Raw genomic sequence first — 16,346 nt, forward strand, 5'->3', positions numbered from 1 at the left:
GAGGCTGGAACGTACCCCCGGTTACACGGATCGGTCAGATTCTGGCCGGGAACGAAGGGAGCACACCATGCACCACGACGAGAACATCGACCAACTGCTCGAGGCCACGGCCTACGACCGAAGCGGCGAGAAGATCGGCGGCGTCAGCGGCGTCTACCTCGACGACCAGACCAGCCAGCCCATGTGGGTCACGGTCAACACCGGCCTCTTCGGCCTGCGCACCAGTTTCGCGCCGCTCGCGGGATCCTCGCTCGAGGGCGACCGCCTGACGCTGGCGCACGACAAGGACACCGTCAAGGACGCTCCGAACGTGGACGAGGACGGGCACATCACCCGGTCCCAGGAGGACGACCTGTACCGCTACTACCAGGTGGACAGCAGCGTCATCGAGGAAGAGGGCCTCCGCACGCGCCGCTGGGACCGCGACCATGATCTGTCCGGCGAGGAGCGCTCGGATGGACCCCTGCTGGACCGCGACCGCGACGGACGCGGCCCCGTCGGCGAAGTGCTGGACGGCCCGGACCACACCCGTGGCGACAACGCCGACCTCCACACCGGCAGCCTCGGCTCGCCCGGCGTCGGCAACGAGCGTGTCGTCGAGAGCGGCAGCCTCGGCTCGCCCGGTATGGGCAACGACAATGTACGCAGCCAGCAGGACGACCTCGTCGGTGACCCCGCCTACCGCAACGACCCGTCCTTCGTGGACGACCAGGCCGACCTGGGCGGCGAAAGCTACGTCGACGACGAGCGCCTCCGTGACGATCGCCTGCGGGACGTCGGCCCGGACGGTGAACTGGTGGACGACGAGGCGTACCCCAGGGACGACGTCTCCGGTTACCCCGACGCCGCCGACGGCCCGTTGGGTGAACGCACCCGTGGGCAGCGGCCGATCGACAACATCTTCGACGCGCCTGACCCGGGCAACCCGCGCCCCCACTGAGTGACCTGACCCGAAACGGCCGGCCCTATCACGGGCCGGCCGTTTCCGTGCCTGAAAAGGGTCTCGGCCGACGGCAACCACATTGAGTCCCGCGACGTATTCACATCGACTCCCCGAAGAACGAGGATGACTTCATCCACGGGGCTCCGCCCCAGGCACAGTTAGGAACAGCAATGTCGCTTCTCCGCAGAACCGCCATCGCCACCGCAGCAGCGGGACTGGCTATCTCAGGGTTGGTGACCCAGCCCTCCAACGCCGCCGACACCACCGACGTCTACTCGACGCCCGGCGGCCACATCCAGAGCGGCAGGCTCTGGGACACCGAGTGCGAGATGTACTCGTCCAACGTCGTGCGGTGCGAGACCAAGATCTGGTCGACGCAGGTCGTGTACAAGAACGGCAGATTCGTCCAGGACACCGACTGGCACTTCAACAACCTCTCCTACCTGCCGTCGCCGCGCTCCAGTTGGGCCGGCAACCCGCTCGCGGCCAACGGCACCTTCACCAGCGCCGGTCACAGGTGGCGCACCGAATGTGACACGCCGGCCACCGGCCGTGGCGGCTGCCGCTCGTACATCGAGACCAACTTCATCGCCAAGGAGGGCAACTCCTACGTGCGGAAGACGGGCTTCGTCTTCAACAACCTGGTGCGCTTCTCGGGTGGCTCGGTCGCCCCTGTCACCAGCATCCCGGCGCACGTGCTCGACCAGAGCAAGCTGACCTTCGACGGCCTCGGCCCGTTGACCTACGCCCCCTACACCCAGGCGGCCTACAACAACGCGCAGCTGAACTACCTGCGGCTGGGCTACATCGTCCCGTCGCCGGTCGAGGACTGCGACGCCTACCGCAACGGGCCCGAGCTGGTGGACCGCGGCATCTCTGTGGTGGACCTGGCCGACGTGGCCGTGCGTGAGCCCGGCATCCAGACCGAGGACGGCGCCGAGGTCGGCATGACCGTGGCGCAGATCCAGGCCATCTACGGCGCGGACTTCAAGCAGGTGCGCAAGCAGAACCATGGCGAGCTGCAGTACTTCGGCTCCGTCAGGCTCGGCGACCGCGAGCTGCAGTTCCGCGTCGAGGGCGAGCCCTACCCGGGCGGCGATGCGCGCTACGCCCCGCTGACCCCGATGAAGGGCACCGACGTGATCGTCGAGATCTCGGCCCAGAAGTACACCGAGGACGTGAGCTTCGGCGGCTGCTGACCACCCGCCCGCAATCAGTTCGCTCCCGCGCCCTCTGAGGGTGCGGGAGCGAGTTGCGTCACGACGGTGGCGAGAGTCGCAAGACGGCTCGGGCCTTCGTCGCAGTGTGGGTTCTGGTACCGACTGGGGTGTGAGATCTGGCACTACGTGCCCCGCCCCTGCCGTAGTGGGAGATGTGAGACGGCTTTCCCAGCGCCGGTCAGATCGTCCAGGTCTCCTGGGCGTAGGACTTCGCCCAGAACTGCTCCTCGTAATAGGTGGCGTCGACGAAGGCGGTGAGCATCTGCCCGCGCGTCGTCTCGTCCGCCGACGTAGCCGCCTCGTCCAGCAGTTCGATCGCGCGTCGGGTGGCGTCCTGGAAGGCGGGGTCCGCGTAGGAGGCCGCCCAGTGGCCGAAGGGGTGGTCCCGCACGGCCGAGGCGGTCTCGGCGAGCCGGGCGCCGACGTCGGCGTAGACCCAGAAGCACGGGAGCACCGCGGCGACTCCCACCTCGTAGCGTTCGTAGGCCGTCATGGTCTGCAGCATGTTGACGTAGGCGCGGGTGGTGGGGGACGCGACGGTGGGGCGGGGCGCGCCGGCCAGCGCCGGGTCGCTGAACAGCCCGGCGTGCATCTCCACCTCAGCGGCGACGGCGCCACCGGCGCTCGTCGCCCAGAAGCCTGCGGCCTCCGGGGAGGGAGCGCGGGTGGCGAGCATCGCGAGGGCGCGGGTGTAGCCGCGCAGGTAGAAGTCGTCCTGCACGAGGTATTCCACGAAGCGGTTGACGTCGAGGGTGCCGTCCGCGAGTTCGGTCAGCAGGGGGAGGTCGTCGATGCGGCGGCGGATCTCCGCCGTGGCCTCCCAGGCCCTGTCGCTGAATTCGCCGGTGTTCCAGGTGATGGTCATCGCGTGCTTTCTACGAAGTGGTCCACGGGTCCGTGGCCCAGGTCTGGCGTTCGGGAGAGCGTCCAGCCGGCGCCGGACGCGATGGCGCGCATGAGGTAGTCGCGGGCCTGTTCGATGCTGGGCAGCCGCACGCCGGTGCGCGGAGTGTCGCCGTTGCGCGCCGCGTGGGCGGCGATCGCCGACGACAGCGTGCAGCCGGTGCCGTGCGTGTGCCGCGACCTGATCCGGGGGCCGCTGAGGATGGCCACGCCGTCGGAGGTGGCGAACGCGTCGGTGACCTCGTCGTCGGACAGGTGGCCGCCCTTGACCAGCGCGGCCCTCGCGCCGGCCTCGACGAGCGCCTTGGCCTGCGCGATGACGCCGTCGCTGTCCGTGGCCGGGGAGATGCCCAGGAGCACCGCGGCCTCCGGCACGTTGGGCGTGACCACGTCCGCCAGACGCATGAGCCGCTCGCGGACGACGGCGACGGCGTCGTCCTGGAGGAGTGTGTCGCCGGAGGTGGCGACCATGACGGGGTCGAGGACCACGACGCCGAACTCGGCGCGCCGCTCCTCGAGCAGGTCCGCGACGACGCCCGCGACCTCGGCGTTCGAGAGCATGCCGAGCTTGGTGGCGGCGACAGGGAGGTCGTCGAGCACCGCCTCGATCTGGCTGCGCACGAAGGCGGGGTCGACGGCGCGGCCCTCGCGCACGCCCTGCGTGTTCTGGGCGGTCAGGCCGGCCAGCGCGGCGGTGCCGTAGACGCCCAGCGCGTGGAAGGTCTTGAGGTCGGCCTGGATGCCGGCGCCGCCGCTGGGGTCCGAGCCGGCGATGCTGAGCGCGATCCTGGGTGTGGTCATCGGGTCCTCCAGAGCGACATGAGTTCCTTGGCTGCGGCCAGCGGGTCCGGGGCGGTCATGATGGCGGACACGACGCAGATGCCATCCACCCCCGTGTCGATCACCCAGCGGGCGTTGACCTGGTTGATGCCGCCGATGGCGACGGTCTTCGCACGGCCGGCCGTCTCGCGCACGATCTGTTCGGCGCCCTGCAGCTCCAGCGGCGGTTCGGTGTCGGTCTTGGTGCTGGTGTTCCAGATGGGCGACAGGCCCAACACGTCGGCGGTCTGGTGGCGCAGTTCGGTGCGCAGTTGCTCGCTGTTGGAGATGGACAGGCCGATCATCAGGTCCTGCCCGAGCCGCCGTCGGGCCTCCGCGATGTCGCCGTCGCTCTGCCCCATGTGGAAGTGGAGGCCGAGGTCCGCGGCGATGTCGAGGCGGTCGTTGACGAAGATGGCGGCGCGGTGGCCCGTGGCGTCGAACACGCGCTGGGTGGCGTCGACGCAGGCCTGCGTGAGGTGGAGGAACTCGACCTCCGACATGTGCTTGTCGCGCACCTGGACGACTCCGGCGCCGCCCAGCACCGCCTGCTCGATGATTCGCGGCACCCTGTCCGGGCCGCCCGCGAGCTCCGTGTCCGTGACGACGTAGAGCCGCCAGTCCACCTGTTTGGCCAGTTTCTTGTGGGCCTGCATCAGTCCTCCTCGACTGTGACGAGTCCTTCCACATCTGCCGGCGTCAGCGCGTGCAACGCGTCGAGCCAGAGGGTGCGGAAGGTGCCGGGGGCCGAAGCCCCCCGGGCAGCGGCGATTCCGGCCGCCCCGAAGATGGCGTGTGCGGCGACCACGGCGTCGTGCCGGTCCGCTTCGCTCTCGGCGACGGCGAGGCAGGCCGCGACGGTGGCGCCCAGCGCGCAGCCGGTGCCGATCACCAGCGGCATGAGGGCGTCGCCGCCCGTGACCCGGGTGATCCGGCCGGCCGACACGATCACGTCGACCGGGCCGGAGATGGCGACGACGGCGCCGGTGGTGGCGTTGAGTTCGCGGGCGGTGCCGACGGCGGCCTCCACCTCGTCGGTGGCGTCCACGCCGCGGCCACCGGCCGACGTGCCGGCCAGGCCGAGGACCTCGGAGGCGTTGGCGCGGATGGCGGCGGGCCGGTGGGCGAGGAGGTCGCGGGCCAGTTGGGTGCGCACCGGCAGGCCGCCGACGGCGACCGGGTCCAGCACCCACGGCTTTCCCGCGGCTGCGGCGGCGGGGGCGGCGAGGCGCATGCCGGCGTGCTGCTCCGCCGAGCCGTTGCCGACGTTGATCAGCAGCGCCGACGCGAGGCCGGCGAAGATCTCCGCCTCCTCGGGCAGGTCGATCATGGCGGGTGCCGCGCCGACGGCGAGCAGCACGTTGGCGGTGATCTCGGGCACCACGGTGTTGGTCATGCAGTGCACCAACGGGGTGGTGGCGCGGACGGCGCTGAGGACGTCGGCAATACCGGTCATGGATTGCTCCCTTCGCTAGAACGACCTAGATCAGGTGACTACGGGTGTGTTCTCAGCCCCTCCTGCGGGGCACCCCGGCTTCGCCCCGACCCTACCAGTGTCGCCTGACGGTCAGCGGGCCACGGCGTCCCGGGCGGCGACGAACGCCGCCACCGCCGCGTCCATGTCCTCCCGGGTCAGGGCGGCGGACAACTGGGTGCGGATCCGCGCCTTGCCGCGGGGCACCACGGGGAACGAGAACGCGCGCACGTAGACGCCCCGGGCGAGGATCTCGTCGGCCATCTGGGCGGCCAGCGCCGCGTCGCCGATCATCACGGGGACGATGGGGTGGTCAGACTCGGGCACCTCGAAGCCCTCCTCGACGATCCGGCGGCGGAAGTAGGCCGTGTTCTCGCGGAGCCGGTCGAGCAACTCGGGCCGGGAGGCGATGAGGTCGATCACCGCGATCGCCGAGGCCGTGATGGCGGGGGCGAGCGAGTTGCTGAACAGGTACGGCCGCGACTTCTGGCGCAGCAACTCGACGATGGGCCCGCGCGCGCAGGTGAAGCCACCCGACGCGCCGCCCATAGCCTTGCCCAGCGTGCCCGTGAGGATGTCGACCCGCTCGGTCACGCCGAACAGTTCCGGCGTGCCGGCGCCGGTGTCGCCGATGAAGCCGACGGCGTGGGAGTCGTCGACCATCACCAGCGCGCCGTATTCATCGGCGAGCGTGCAGATGTCGTCGAGGGGCGCCACGTAGCCGTCCATCGAGAAGACGCCGTCGGTGGCGATCACCCGGTGGCGCGCGCCCTTGGCGGCCTCCAGTTGGGCGCGCAGGTCGTCGAGGCTCCGGTTGCGGTACCGCAGGCGCTGCGACTTCGTCAGCCGCACGCCGTCGATGATCGACGCGTGGTTGAGCTCGTCGGAGATGATGGCGTCCTCGGGCCCGAAGACGGTCTCGAACAGGCCGGTGTTCGCGTCGAAGCACGACGAGTAGAGGATCGTGTCGAAGCCCTCGGCGCCCTTCCGGAGGAAGCCGGTGAGCTTCGCCTCCAGATCCTGGTGCTGCGTCTGCGTGCCGCAGATGAACCGCACCGAGGCCATGCCGAAGCCCCAGCGGTCGAGCGCCTCCTTCGCGGCGGCGATCAGCTCGGGGGAGTCCGCAAGGCCCAGGTAGTTGTTGGCGCACAGGTTGATGACCTCGCCGCCGAGCGTGCCGACGTGCGCGGCCTGCGCCGTCGTGAGCGGGGCCTCCTCCTTGTACAGCCCCTCGTCGCGGAGGGCCTGGATCTGCTGGTTGATGTCATCGAGGAAGGTCATGGTGCTCCTGTTCGGAAAAGTAACTGGCGGGGATCCCATGCGGCGTGGTCAGTCCCACGTGAGGATGACCTTGCCGGACCGGCCATCTGAGGCGACCTCAAAGGCTTCAGCGAAAGACTCGGCCGGGAACCGGTGCGTGATCACGCCGGAGATGTCCAGACCGGAGCGGATCAGCGCGTTCATGGCGTACCAGGTCTCGAAGATCTCGCGCCCGGTCACGCCCTGGATGGTGAGCATGTTGAAGATGATGGTGGCGAAGTCGACGGTGAGTTCCTGCGTCGGCGACCCCAGCAGCGCGATCCGCCCACCGTGCGTCATGTTGTCGATCATCGAGCGCAGCGCGGGCCCGGAGCCGGACATCTCGAGGCCGATGTCGAAGCCCTCCACCATGCCGAAACGCTCGTAGACGTCCTCCAACCGCTCCACCCCTGTGTTCACGGTTGACGTGAGCCCCAGCGAACGGGCCAGCTCCAGCCGCTCGTCGGACAGGTCCGTGATCACCACGTTGCGGGCGCCCTGGAACTTGGCCACCAGCGCGGACATGATGCCGATGGGCCCGGCTCCGGTGACCAACACGTCCTCCGCCAGTGCGGGGAACTGGAGCGCGGCGTGGACGGCGTTGCCGAACGGGTCGAAGATGGCGGCCACGTCCGGATTCATGCCGTCGGGATGCACCCACACGTTGCGGGCGGGCATCACGAAGTACTCGCAGAACACGCCGTCGACGTGGTAGCCGATGCCCTTGTAGTTGCGGCAGAGGTGCCGCTTGCCGGCCAGGCAGGCCCGGCACCGCCCACAGACGTAGTGCCCCTCGCCGGAGACGAACTGGCCCACCTCGAGGTTGGTCACCGACGAGCCCAGCTCCACGATGTCGCCGCAGAACTCGTGCCCGATGATGCGCGGGCACTTCACGTTCTTCTCGGCCCAGCCGTCCCAGCGGTCGATGTGCACGTCGGTCCCGCAGATGCCGGTGCGCCGGATCTTGATGAGCACGTCGTTGGGGCCGGGGACGGGGATGGGCATGTCCATGAGCTCCAGCCCGGGGCCGGGAGCTGTCTTCACCAGGGCCAACATGTCAACCATCGTGGCACGCCGCCCGCGCCGCCTGCGGGCGCCCTGCCGCAACGAGCGTCCACCTTCACCGGCCCGCCCGCGATTCCGCCTCTGCGGGTGCGGAAACCCCTGGCACTGGGCCGAGGCCCGGCTTAGGCTGGTGGCAACCGAGTGTGAAGGAGGCTCCCGTGGCCCACGGCGACATCACCCACATCGACATCCCGGTCTCGGACCTCAAGCGGTCGCAGGACTTCTACTCCGCCCTGTTCGGGTGGGACATCCAGGAGTACCCCGGTTTCGAGGGCTACCCGATGTGGCGCGCCCCCAACCAGATCAGCGGCGGCGGCCTCGCCCCGCGGGGCGACGGCTTCACCCAGCCCCGCTCCTACGTCGAGGTGGATTCCATCGACGACACCCTCAGCGTCGCGAAGGACCGCGGCGCCACGGTCGTGATGGAGAAGACCGAGATCACCCCCACCAGTTGGTTCGCCGTGTTCGAGGACCCGGACGGCAACCCCATCGGCCTCTACGAGGGCACCACGTAGGAGATCTGGGTATGTGCCGCAACATCCGCCCGTTGAACAACTTCGAACCGCCCGCCACGCACGACGAGGTGCACGCCGCCGCGCTGCAGTTCGTCCGCAAGGTCTCGGGCACCACGAAGCCGAGCAAGGCCAATGAGGAGGCGTTCAACCACGCCGTCGAGGAGGTCGCGCACATCACGCGCCACCTCCTGGAGGACCTCGTGACCGTAGCGCCGCCGAAGAACCGGCAGGAGGAGGCGGTGAAGGCGAAGGCACGCTCCGCGAAGCGCTTCGCCGCCACCGGCTAGACCCCTCCCCAGCTACTCTGCAGGAATGCCGCGCACCCAGCCCCCGAAGCACAGCGCCGGCTCGCTCCTGTGGCTGGGCGCGGGACTGGCCTACCTGTCCATCCTCGTCCCTGCCCTGCTGGGCGGCGTCGGGGCGGCGCTGGTCCCGTGCGGCGGGTTCCTCTGTAACGTCGGCTACGCGTTCCTGGGCGCCCTCGCCGGCGCGGCGCTGGGCGTGGTCGTCGTGGTCTTCCTGGCCGCGAGGCTGGGGCTGCGCTGGTGGTTCGTGCCGGTCCTGCTCGCCGTGGCCGCGGCGGGCGTCGCGCTCTTCACGACCTTCGACGGCGTGCCCGCCGGGGCCGGTGTGCTGGTGGCCGTCCTGGCGCCGGTGGCGGGGGCGTTGACCGCCTCCGGGCTGAAACCCCGGCGGCTCCTCGTGGGCGCCGTCGCCCTGCTGACGGCGATCGCGGTGGGGGTGGCGCTCCTCACCCTGGGCGACCACCTGGACCGTCGCAGCCAACTGCAGCAGCGGGCCGAGAAGTTCCGGACGACCACGCTGCCCCTCGTCGCGCCCACCAGCATCGAGGCGCCCGAACTCCGCCTGGTCCTGGCGGAGCCGGAGCAGGTCATCTACGACCTGCGCACCCCGGAGCACGCGGGTTGGCTGCGCATCGTGCTGGAGCCCACCGCGGTCCGGGAATGCAGCGAGGGCAACGTCACCGACCTGGGAGACGACATCTTCGCCTCCGGGGAGGGCCATTCGTTCCGGCGGGTCTGCCGGGAACTGGGCGAGGTCGACGCGGAACTCTGGCCCGACGGCGGCGACAGCGACTGGGGCTCCGACGAGATGGTGGAGGTCGCCAGAGCGCTCGAGCCCGCCGGGGCCCAGTGGTTCGCCGACCATCAGGAGTCGTGAACCGGACCCGGCGGGCTCGAACGGTAGGGGTGGCTAGTAGCTCAGCCCGTGCCCGAAGGCGTAGGCCACGCCGCCCGACGGCGAAGGTATGTCGACGGGGAGCTTGCCGGTGGGGTTGACCTCACCGGTGATGACCCGCACGAGAGCGCCCGGCATGACCGGCGCGTAGGAGTACGTGCAGATCTCCGCTGGGGCTTCGTAGTTGCCCACGTCGTACGGGTTGCGGACGGCAACGGCCACCACCGGCTTGCCGGTTGCCACCAACGCGTTCACCAGCCTCGCGAGCGGGGACGTGGGGCCGGCGTTGTTCGTGAGCACCACGATCAGGTCGCGGTCGGCGGCTGTTGCCACCGCCGTGGCGATGTCGGCGGCGGTGGGGCTGTTGTAGTTGAGACTGGTCGCCGTCGCGCCGGCAGCAGTGAACGCGGCCTGCACGTTCGTCGTCGTCCCGGCGCCCCAACCGGTGACCAGCACCCGCTTGCCGCTGACCGGCATGGGCAGGACGCCGTCGTTGCGCACCAGGGTGACAGTGCGGTCCGTGACGGCGTCGGCGATGGACAGGTGCTCGGGGATCCCCACCACGCTGCTGATGAGGGCGGGGTCGCACTTCGGCGCGGAGATGATGCCGCGACGGAGCTTCATGCGCAGCACCCGCTCCACCTTGCGGTCGATCTCCGCCTCGTCGATGCGGCCGGAGTGCACCGCGTCGAGTACGGCGTCGCGCGCCTCGATGGGCGACGGCGACATCAGCAGGATGTCGACGCCGGCCTCCAGCGCCCGGACGGCCACCTCGGGGTCGCCGTACATCTCGCGCACGCCCTCCATGTTGAGCGCATCGGTGATGACCACGCCGTCGTAGCCCAGCTCATCGCGCAGCAGTCCGGTGAGGATGGGCTTGGACAGCGTGGCCGGGTCTCCGGAATCGTCGAAGGCGGGCAGCAGCAGGTGCGCCGTCATGATCATGTCGATCCCGGCCGCGATCGCCGCACGGAACGGCGGTGCGTCGAGCCGCTCCCATTCCTCACGCGTGTGGGTGATGAGCGGGAGGCCGTAATGGGAGTCGACGGCGGTGTCGCCGTGGCCGGGGAAGTGCTTGGCCGACGCGGACACGCCGCCCTCTCGCTGGTACCCCTCCACCTGCGCGGCCACCATCTGCGAGACCAGCGCGGGGTCAGAACTGAACGAGCGCACGCCGATCACGGGGTTGTCCGGGTTGACGTTCACGTCGGCGACCGGGGCGAAGTTCGTGTTGATGCCGACGGCGCGCAACTCCTTGCCGGTGATGGCAGCGGCCACCCGGGCGTCGTCCGCCGAGCGGCCGGCGCCCAGCGCCATCGCGCCCGGGAACTGCGTTGCCGGCGGGCCGAAGCGGGTGACGAGGCCCTGCTCCTGGTCTGTGGCGATCAGCAGCGGCACGGCCACCTTGTTGCCCTGGGGACGACCCTTGGTGGCGGTCACCCGCGTCTCGAGGGCCGTGGCCTGCAGCGCGTTGCTCAGCGCGGCCACACCCTCAGGCCCGCGCGTGAAGCTGTCGGTCCAGGCGAAGTAGATGACGCCACCGAGGTGGAGTTCGCGCACCACGTCGACACCCTTGCCGATGCCGAAGCGGGTGATGTTGCCGGAGTGTTCGACGGTGGGGTCGATCCCGTAGACCTCGGATACCATGAGCTGGCCCACCTTCTGCGGGAGGGTCATGCGGGAAACGATGGACTGGACGTAGCCGGTGACGTTGTCGGCGGCGGCCGGCAGGCGGCCCGCCACGGCGCTCGCGGCGAGCGCTCCCACGCCGAGGCCGAGCATCTGTCGGCGGTTGAAGGTCAGCATCTTTGCTCCTTTCACATCGCCCCGGAGGGAGCGATCTTCGTCACTCTGCCACCGGGAAGGGTCACTGACAAGGGGTTGATGGCGCCGCACCCCGAACTCCGCTGGGGCTGCCCCACGGACCGCCTAAGGTTGTGAATGACCCGAGGAGGCACCATGAGCGGCGCAGCTGAAGTCCACGTCGGAGCAGAACTCCGCCCCACCAAGATCGAGCTGCTGCAGGACTGGCTGCCCCGCCAGCACTGGTTCTTCGGCGACGCGGGCAAGCTCGAACGCGTCGCCAACTTCCGCCTGGTGGATCCCGACGGTGAGGTCGGGCTGGATTCCATGGTGATCTCAGACGGGGTGCACGCCTACTTCGTACCGGTCACCTGGCGGGCAGCCCCGCTGGACGGCGCAGACCTCATCGGCACCCTCGAGCACTCCGTGCTGGGCACCCGCTACTGCTACGACGCGGCCACGGACCCGGTGTTCATGGGCGAGCTGGAGCGCGTCATCCGGGAGGCGGACGGACAGGCGGATGTGCACGACCACGACGGCAACGTGCTGCCGCTGGTCATGGACGTCCAGGGCAGCGGCGTGGTGCCCGGCGAGGGGTCAGACGCGGAACTGGAACTGGTGCGGGTGCTCGAACGCTCGGCCGACGTGCCCGGCGACGCGCTCGGCACGCTCATCGCGGACTGGACAGACGACGCCGGCCCGCGCCACGACCTGCTCGCGCTCCTGCGCTGAGCTTCACCCCTGGATCACGGGCGCACAGACCAGCTGTCGTCCGCCGGTCGCCCGGCGGCGATGACGGTGCCCTTGCCCTCGGCGACGGCGCCCCAGTTGGGGAGTTCGAGGACCGCCACGGCCGACGTCCGCATGGGGACGGAATGTCCGGTGGATAGCCCGATCAATTCCTCCAGCGCGGGGTTGTGCCCCACGAGGATGACCGTCGACGCAGAGCCCGGTAGCGCGGAGACAGCTTCTGCCAGTTCCTCCCCGTCGAAGGTGTAGGCGTCTTCCGAGTCGATTGTCCCTGAGGCGGGGTGGAGATGTGCGGACAAGATCCCCCAGGTCTGTTGGGCCCGCGTCGCCACAGAGACGAGGGCGAGGTCCACCCGGGTGAAGGTCTCGCCCAGCCACTGGGCGGTGGCCGTTGCCTGGCGAACACCCCTGTCAGATAGTGGACGGCGGCGGTCCGGGACGTCCGTGTGCCAGTCGGATTTCGCGTGCCGGACGAGAATCAGCGTCACTGCCATGCCTCCACCCTAAGCACGGGGAGGGGATAGTGGAAAAGTTAGCGAAAAGAGACATTTGTTAGCGTGAACAGGCATGGACGGGTGGCTAGGTTGGAGGTGTTCACCGGCTAGACGACGACGCTGTCGCGAGGAGCGACGTTGAGAAGTGTCGTCGCAAACGAAGGAGACACATGTTCAATCGATCCCGTCAACACGTAGCGGCCCTCGCCGCCCTCGGCATGGCCAGCGTCGCCCTGCTCAGCGCCTGCGGAAACGGCGATACGGAACCCACCGCCGGCACTGACGGCGGGAGCACCGTCGCCAGCGAGAGCCCCGCCGGCAGCGAAAGCCCCTCCGGCAGCGAGAGCGCCTCCGGCAGCGAAAGCGCCGCCGCAGACCTGTCCGGCACCACCCTCAACGTCGTCGCCGCCTGGTCCGGCGCGGAGCAGGCCAACTTCGAGGCCGTCCTCCAGCAGTTCGAGGACGCCACCGGCGCCAGCGTGACCTACACCAGCTTCGGCGACAACGGCCCCACCTACATCTCCGGCCAGCTCGAGGGCGGCACGCCGCCCAACGTCGCCGTCGTGGGCCAGCCGGCCCTCATGCAGCAGCTCGCCGCCGACGGCAGCATCATGCCGCTGTCCGACGACGTCAAGGCCACCGTCGAGGAGAACTACTCGCAGTCCTGGCTCGACCTCGGCAGCGTCGACGGTGAGCTCTACGGCGTCTGGTTCAAGGCGGCCAACAAATCCACCATGTGGTACAACGCCGACCTCTGGAGTGAGGCCGGGGCAGATCCCGCCGCCGCCGAAGACTGGGAGGGCTTCCTCGAGCAGCTCGGCCTGATCCGCGACGCGGGTTATGCCGGCATCTCCGTGGGCGCCGACGTCGGTTGGCCGCTGACGGACTGGTTCGAGAACGTCTACCTGCGCACCGCCGGCCCCGAGATGTACGACCAGCTCGCCAACCACGAGATCCCCTGGACGGATCCGTCGGTCAAGGAGGCTCTCGACGTGCTGGCCCAGCTGTGGGGCACGGATCTGGTGCAGGAGGGCGGCGCCCAGCGCGGCTTCCCCGAGTCCATCACCGAGGTCTTCGGGGCTGACCCGCAGGCCGGCACCGTCTACGAGGGCGACTTCGTGGCCGGCGTCATCACCGAGGACGGCAACTCCACCGTCGGCGAGAACGCCCTGTTCTTCGACTTCCCGTCCGTCAACGGATCCGAAGCGGCAGTGGTCGGCGGCGGCGACGTCGCCATCCAGTTCACCGACGACGAGGCCACCAACGCGCTCATGGCCTACCTCGCCTCGCCCGAAGCCGCTTCGGTGTGGGTGCCCCTGGGCGGCCTGACCTCGCCGAACAACGGTGTCGACACCTCGCTGTACCCGGACGACACCTCCCGCCAGATCGCCGAAGCCCTCGTGGGTGCGGAGGCGTTCCGCTTCGACATGTCCGACCTGACGCCCAGCGCGTTCGGCGGCACGCAGGGCCAGGGCTTCTGGCAGGAAATGATCACCTTCTACGAGAACCCGTCTGATGTCGACGGCACCATGCAGCGCCTCGAGGCTGCTGCCGCGTCGGCATACGGCGGCTGACAAGGCCTCCGGTGACTGCTGTAGTCACCGCGCCAGAGCGTCCGAGGACCGGGGATCACAAGCCCCGGTCCTCGGGCCGCTTGAAGCGCGGGTTGATCATCGCTTCCTTCCTGGCGCCGGCCCTCCTGGTGCTCGGCGCCCTCGTCGCCTACCCCATCGTGTTCACCCTGGTGCGCTCGCTCTACGACAGGAGCGGGGACAACTTCACCGGCTGGCAGAACTACGTGACGATGTTCACCAACGAGACCACGTTCACCGCCATCCGCAACAACATCATGTGGGTGCTCGTGGCCCCGGTGATCTGCACCGTCCTGGGCCTGATCTTCGCGGTGCTGTTGCAGCGGTTGAAGTGGAAGACGGCCTTCCGGCTGATCATCTTCATGCCGATGGCCATCTCCATGCTCGCCGCCGGCGTCATCTTCCGCGGCCTGTTCCAGGAGAACCCGCAGCTGGGGGCCGTGAACGCCGCCATCGTCGGCGTGCAGAACACGTTCACGGACACGGCCAACTATCCCGGCGCCAACCCGCGCAAGGACGTCGGCCTCACCGCTGAGGGCGGCATCATCAGCACGGAGTCGACGGTGGGCACAGGCACCGTGGTGGACCTGCCGCTGATCGGCATCCGGCAGAACAACCTGCCGGAGACGGCGGAGGGGGCCGTCGCAGCTCCCGAGGCCGGCGACGACCAGATCTCCGGCACCGTGTTCCTGGACGTCATCCCCGGGGGCGGTGGCACGCAGGGCGCCCTCGAGGAGGGCAAGTCCGGCCTGCCCGGCATCCGCGTCGACGCGGTGGCCGAGGACGGCTCCATCGCGGGCAACGCCACCACGGAACCCAACGGCACCTACGTGATCGAAGGGCTGGATCCAGGGGGCAACTACCGGGTGGCGCTCCCGGCGTCGAACTTCGGCGAGGGCGCCCAGGGAGTCTCCTGGTTGAGTTCCACGTTCATCAACGCCGTGGTGATCCTGTCCTACGTGTGGATCTGGGCGGGCTTCGCGATGGTGATGATCTCGTCGGGCCTGTCAGCCATGGACCCGTCGCTGCAGGAGGCGGCCCGCATCGACGGCGCCAACGAGTGGCGGGTGTTCACCCGCATCACGGCGCCGCTGCTCGCCCCCGTACTGGTGGTGGTGTTCGTGACGCTGATCATCAACGTGCTGAAGATCTTCGACCTCGTCTACGTCATCCCGCCAGGCGCCTCGAAACCCGCGGCGAACGTGATCGCGGTGGAGATGTGGACGGTGTCGTTCGGTGGCGGTAACGACTACGGCCTCGGCTCCGCCCTGGCCATCCTGCTGTTGGTGCTGGTGCTGCCGTCGATGATCCTGAACATCCGCCGCTTCCGAGAGGAGCGCGGACGATGACCGTCGAACTCAGCATCGTGAAACCGAAGCTCACACCGGCACAGAAGGTGTTGCGCGTCTTCAACAACTCCATAGTCAACGTGGTGTTGGCGGTGGTGGCGATCTTCTGGCTCGTGCCCACCGTCGGGCTGCTGCTGACGTCGCTGCGCAGCTCCGGCGACAACTCGGCGTCGGGCTGGTGGAACGTGTTCACCGCGCCGGCGCAACTCACGCTGGACAACTACGCCAACCTGCTGTCGAACCCCACCATCACGGGCTCCTTCTGGAACACCGTCGTGATCGCGGTGCCGACGACCGCGCTGGTCGTGATGATCGGGGCCCTGGCCGGATACGCGTTCGCGTGGCTGCAGTTCCCCGGCCGCGACTGGCTGCTGATCGCCGTCATCGTGCTGCTCGCGGTGCCCATCCAGGTGGCGCTGATCCCGCTGGCCCGCCTGTTCGGGCAGTTGGGGATCTTCGGCAGCGTCCTGGGCGTGATCCTGTTCCACGTGGCGTTCGGCCTGCCGTTCGCCATCTTCCTGCTGCGCAACTTCTTCACGCAGTTCCCCTCGGAACTGCTGGAGGCGGCGAGGGTGGACGGCGCGTCGGAGTGGCAGATCTTCTTCCGGATGATCCTGCCGCTGGGCCTGCCGGCCATCGCGTCGTTGGCGATCTTCCAGTTCCTGTGGACCTGGAACGACATGCTGGTGGCGCTGATCTTCACCAACGCGCAGTCCATGCCGTTGACCGTGGCGATCCAGTCTCAACTGAGGCAGTACGGCTCGAACATCGACGTGCTCTCGGCAGGTGCCTTCCTGTCGATGATCGTGCCGCTGATCGTGTTCTTCGCCTTCCAGCGCTACTTCGTGCAGGCCCTGTTGGCCGGTTCGCAGAAGTAGTCACACAGCACACGTCCCCTGCGCCTGATCCGGGCGCAGGGG

At 69.1% G+C, this 16,346-nt stretch carries 17 protein-coding genes and 1 riboswitch; of the genes, 9 read left to right on the forward strand and 8 right to left on the reverse strand.

Going from position 1 to position 16,346, the window contains the following annotated elements; all coding sequences use genetic code 11:
- The first annotated feature begins 67 nt into the window (after positions 1-67).
- Both C3E87_RS11845 and C3E87_RS11850 read left to right on the forward strand, forming a co-directional pair.
- Entirely contained in the window at positions 68-940 is an 873-nt protein-coding gene (locus C3E87_RS11845) for a PRC-barrel domain-containing protein (protein WP_076063135.1), read from the forward strand.
- Between the two features lie 236 nt (positions 941-1,176).
- Positions 1,177-2,142, forward strand: a complete 966-nt coding sequence (locus C3E87_RS11850) for a hypothetical protein (protein ID WP_238974202.1) — start codon at positions 1,177-1,179, stop codon at positions 2,140-2,142.
- Positions 2,143-2,341: 199 nt separating this feature from the next.
- Here the strand turns inward: C3E87_RS11850 and C3E87_RS11855 are convergent, their stop codons facing one another.
- The 6 genes from C3E87_RS11855 to tdh all read right to left on the reverse strand — a co-directional run bounded on the left by C3E87_RS11855 (position 2,342) and on the right by tdh (position 7,714).
- Positions 2,342-3,028, reverse strand: a complete 687-nt coding sequence (locus C3E87_RS11855) for a TenA family protein (protein ID WP_076063139.1) — start codon at positions 3,026-3,028, stop codon at positions 2,342-2,344.
- Entirely contained in the window at positions 3,025-3,867 is an 843-nt protein-coding gene (gene thiD, locus C3E87_RS11860; protein ID WP_076063142.1) for a bifunctional hydroxymethylpyrimidine kinase/phosphomethylpyrimidine kinase, read from the reverse strand. Before thiD ends, C3E87_RS11855 begins: the two co-directional genes overlap by 4 nt.
- Positions 3,864-4,541 (reverse strand): thiamine phosphate synthase, encoded by a 678-nt coding sequence (thiE, locus tag C3E87_RS11865; protein WP_076063144.1) that lies wholly within the window; start codon positions 4,539-4,541, stop codon positions 3,864-3,866. Before thiE ends, thiD begins: the two co-directional genes overlap by 4 nt.
- On the reverse strand, positions 4,541-5,341 hold the full coding sequence (thiM, locus tag C3E87_RS11870; protein WP_076063146.1) for a hydroxyethylthiazole kinase: 801 nt from the start codon (positions 5,339-5,341) through the stop codon (positions 4,541-4,543). The genes thiE and thiM overlap by 1 nt, the downstream gene beginning before the upstream one ends.
- Positions 5,332-5,428, reverse strand: a riboswitch (TPP riboswitch). It overlaps the preceding gene by 10 nt.
- A gap of 24 nt (positions 5,429-5,452) precedes the next feature.
- Positions 5,453-6,640, reverse strand: a complete 1,188-nt coding sequence (locus tag C3E87_RS11875) for a glycine C-acetyltransferase (RefSeq protein WP_076063148.1) — start codon at positions 6,638-6,640, stop codon at positions 5,453-5,455.
- 48 nt (positions 6,641-6,688) lie between these two features.
- A complete protein-coding gene (gene tdh / locus C3E87_RS11880) occupies positions 6,689-7,714 on the reverse strand; it encodes an L-threonine 3-dehydrogenase (RefSeq protein ID WP_076063151.1) in 1,026 nt (341 codons plus the stop codon).
- Positions 7,715-7,881: 167 nt separating this feature from the next.
- On the opposite strand from tdh, the gene C3E87_RS11885 reads away from it, so the two are divergent.
- Genes C3E87_RS11885 through C3E87_RS11895 form a run of 3 tightly spaced genes read left to right on the forward strand, consistent with a single transcriptional unit; the run spans position 7,882 to position 9,420 of the window.
- Positions 7,882-8,238: a VOC family protein gene (locus C3E87_RS11885; RefSeq protein ID WP_076063153.1), complete on the forward strand. Its 357-nt coding sequence runs from the start codon at positions 7,882-7,884 to the stop codon at positions 8,236-8,238.
- A gap of 11 nt (positions 8,239-8,249) precedes the next feature.
- The gene (locus tag C3E87_RS11890; protein WP_076063155.1) at positions 8,250-8,525 is read left to right on the forward strand and encodes a DUF2277 domain-containing protein; all 276 of its coding nucleotides are present in this window, start codon (positions 8,250-8,252) and stop codon (positions 8,523-8,525) included.
- Positions 8,526-8,550: 25 nt separating this feature from the next.
- Positions 8,551-9,420 carry a hypothetical protein gene (locus C3E87_RS11895; RefSeq protein ID WP_076063158.1) on the forward strand — a complete coding sequence of 290 codons (870 nt, stop codon included), beginning with the start codon at positions 8,551-8,553 and terminating at the stop codon, positions 9,418-9,420.
- 33 nt (positions 9,421-9,453) lie between these two features.
- On the opposite strand, the gene C3E87_RS11900 is transcribed toward C3E87_RS11895, so the two are convergent.
- Positions 9,454-11,244 carry a glycoside hydrolase family 3 protein gene (locus tag C3E87_RS11900; RefSeq protein WP_076063159.1) on the reverse strand — a complete coding sequence of 597 codons (1,791 nt, stop codon included), beginning with the start codon at positions 11,242-11,244 and terminating at the stop codon, positions 9,454-9,456.
- Between the two features lie 153 nt (positions 11,245-11,397).
- On the opposite strand from C3E87_RS11900, the gene C3E87_RS11905 reads away from it, so the two are divergent.
- Complete coding sequence (locus tag C3E87_RS11905; RefSeq protein ID WP_076063161.1) at positions 11,398-11,973, forward strand: hypothetical protein; 576 nt, start codon at positions 11,398-11,400, stop codon at positions 11,971-11,973.
- A gap of 14 nt (positions 11,974-11,987) precedes the next feature.
- On the opposite strand, the gene C3E87_RS11910 is transcribed toward C3E87_RS11905, so the two are convergent.
- Complete coding sequence (locus C3E87_RS11910) at positions 11,988-12,485, reverse strand: histidine phosphatase family protein (protein WP_076063163.1); 498 nt, start codon at positions 12,483-12,485, stop codon at positions 11,988-11,990.
- Between the two features lie 170 nt (positions 12,486-12,655).
- On the opposite strand from C3E87_RS11910, the gene C3E87_RS11915 reads away from it, so the two are divergent.
- The 3 genes from C3E87_RS11915 to C3E87_RS11925 all read left to right on the forward strand — a co-directional run bounded on the left by C3E87_RS11915 (position 12,656) and on the right by C3E87_RS11925 (position 16,304).
- A complete protein-coding gene (locus tag C3E87_RS11915; RefSeq protein ID WP_076063165.1) occupies positions 12,656-14,059 on the forward strand; it encodes an ABC transporter substrate-binding protein in 1,404 nt (467 codons plus the stop codon).
- Between the two features lie 92 nt (positions 14,060-14,151).
- Entirely contained in the window at positions 14,152-15,426 is a 1,275-nt protein-coding gene (locus tag C3E87_RS11920) for a carbohydrate ABC transporter permease (protein WP_143571025.1), read from the forward strand.
- A complete protein-coding gene (locus tag C3E87_RS11925; protein WP_076063170.1) occupies positions 15,423-16,304 on the forward strand; it encodes a carbohydrate ABC transporter permease in 882 nt (293 codons plus the stop codon). Before C3E87_RS11920 ends, C3E87_RS11925 begins: the two co-directional genes overlap by 4 nt.
- Positions 16,305-16,346 lie beyond the last annotated feature (42 nt).

Source organism: Tessaracoccus sp. ZS01 (assembly GCF_022342445.1).
In the GTDB taxonomy this organism is placed as follows: Bacteria; Actinomycetota; Actinomycetes; order Propionibacteriales; family Propionibacteriaceae; genus Arachnia.

What these genes read in the sequence shown, in the direction of transcription:
- C3E87_RS11845 (WP_076063135.1), top strand. Translation starts at nt 68, where the DNA reads ATGCACCACGACGAGAACATCGACCAACTGCTCGAGGCCACGGCCTAC.
- C3E87_RS11910 (WP_076063163.1), bottom strand. Translation starts at nt 12,485, where the DNA reads ATGGCAGTGACGCTGATTCTCGTCCGGCACGCGAAATCCGACTGGCAC.
- C3E87_RS11855 (WP_076063139.1), bottom strand. Translation starts at nt 3,028, where the DNA reads ATGACCATCACCTGGAACACCGGCGAATTCAGCGACAGGGCCTGGGAG.
- thiM (WP_076063146.1), bottom strand. Translation starts at nt 5,341, where the DNA reads ATGACCGGTATTGCCGACGTCCTCAGCGCCGTCCGCGCCACCACCCCG.
- C3E87_RS11900 (WP_076063159.1), bottom strand. Translation starts at nt 11,244, where the DNA reads ATGCTGACCTTCAACCGCCGACAGATGCTCGGCCTCGGCGTGGGAGCG.
- tdh (WP_076063151.1), bottom strand. Translation starts at nt 7,714, where the DNA reads ATGTTGGCCCTGGTGAAGACAGCTCCCGGCCCCGGGCTGGAGCTCATG.
- C3E87_RS11895 (WP_076063158.1), top strand. Translation starts at nt 8,551, where the DNA reads ATGCCGCGCACCCAGCCCCCGAAGCACAGCGCCGGCTCGCTCCTGTGG.
- C3E87_RS11905 (WP_076063161.1), top strand. Translation starts at nt 11,398, where the DNA reads ATGAGCGGCGCAGCTGAAGTCCACGTCGGAGCAGAACTCCGCCCCACC.
- C3E87_RS11875 (WP_076063148.1), bottom strand. Translation starts at nt 6,640, where the DNA reads ATGACCTTCCTCGATGACATCAACCAGCAGATCCAGGCCCTCCGCGAC.
- thiE (WP_076063144.1), bottom strand. Translation starts at nt 4,541, where the DNA reads ATGCAGGCCCACAAGAAACTGGCCAAACAGGTGGACTGGCGGCTCTAC.
- C3E87_RS11925 (WP_076063170.1), top strand. Translation starts at nt 15,423, where the DNA reads ATGACCGTCGAACTCAGCATCGTGAAACCGAAGCTCACACCGGCACAG.
- thiD (WP_076063142.1), bottom strand. Translation starts at nt 3,867, where the DNA reads ATGACCACACCCAGGATCGCGCTCAGCATCGCCGGCTCGGACCCCAGC.
- C3E87_RS11890 (WP_076063155.1), top strand. Translation starts at nt 8,250, where the DNA reads ATGTGCCGCAACATCCGCCCGTTGAACAACTTCGAACCGCCCGCCACG.
- C3E87_RS11915 (WP_076063165.1), top strand. Translation starts at nt 12,656, where the DNA reads ATGTTCAATCGATCCCGTCAACACGTAGCGGCCCTCGCCGCCCTCGGC.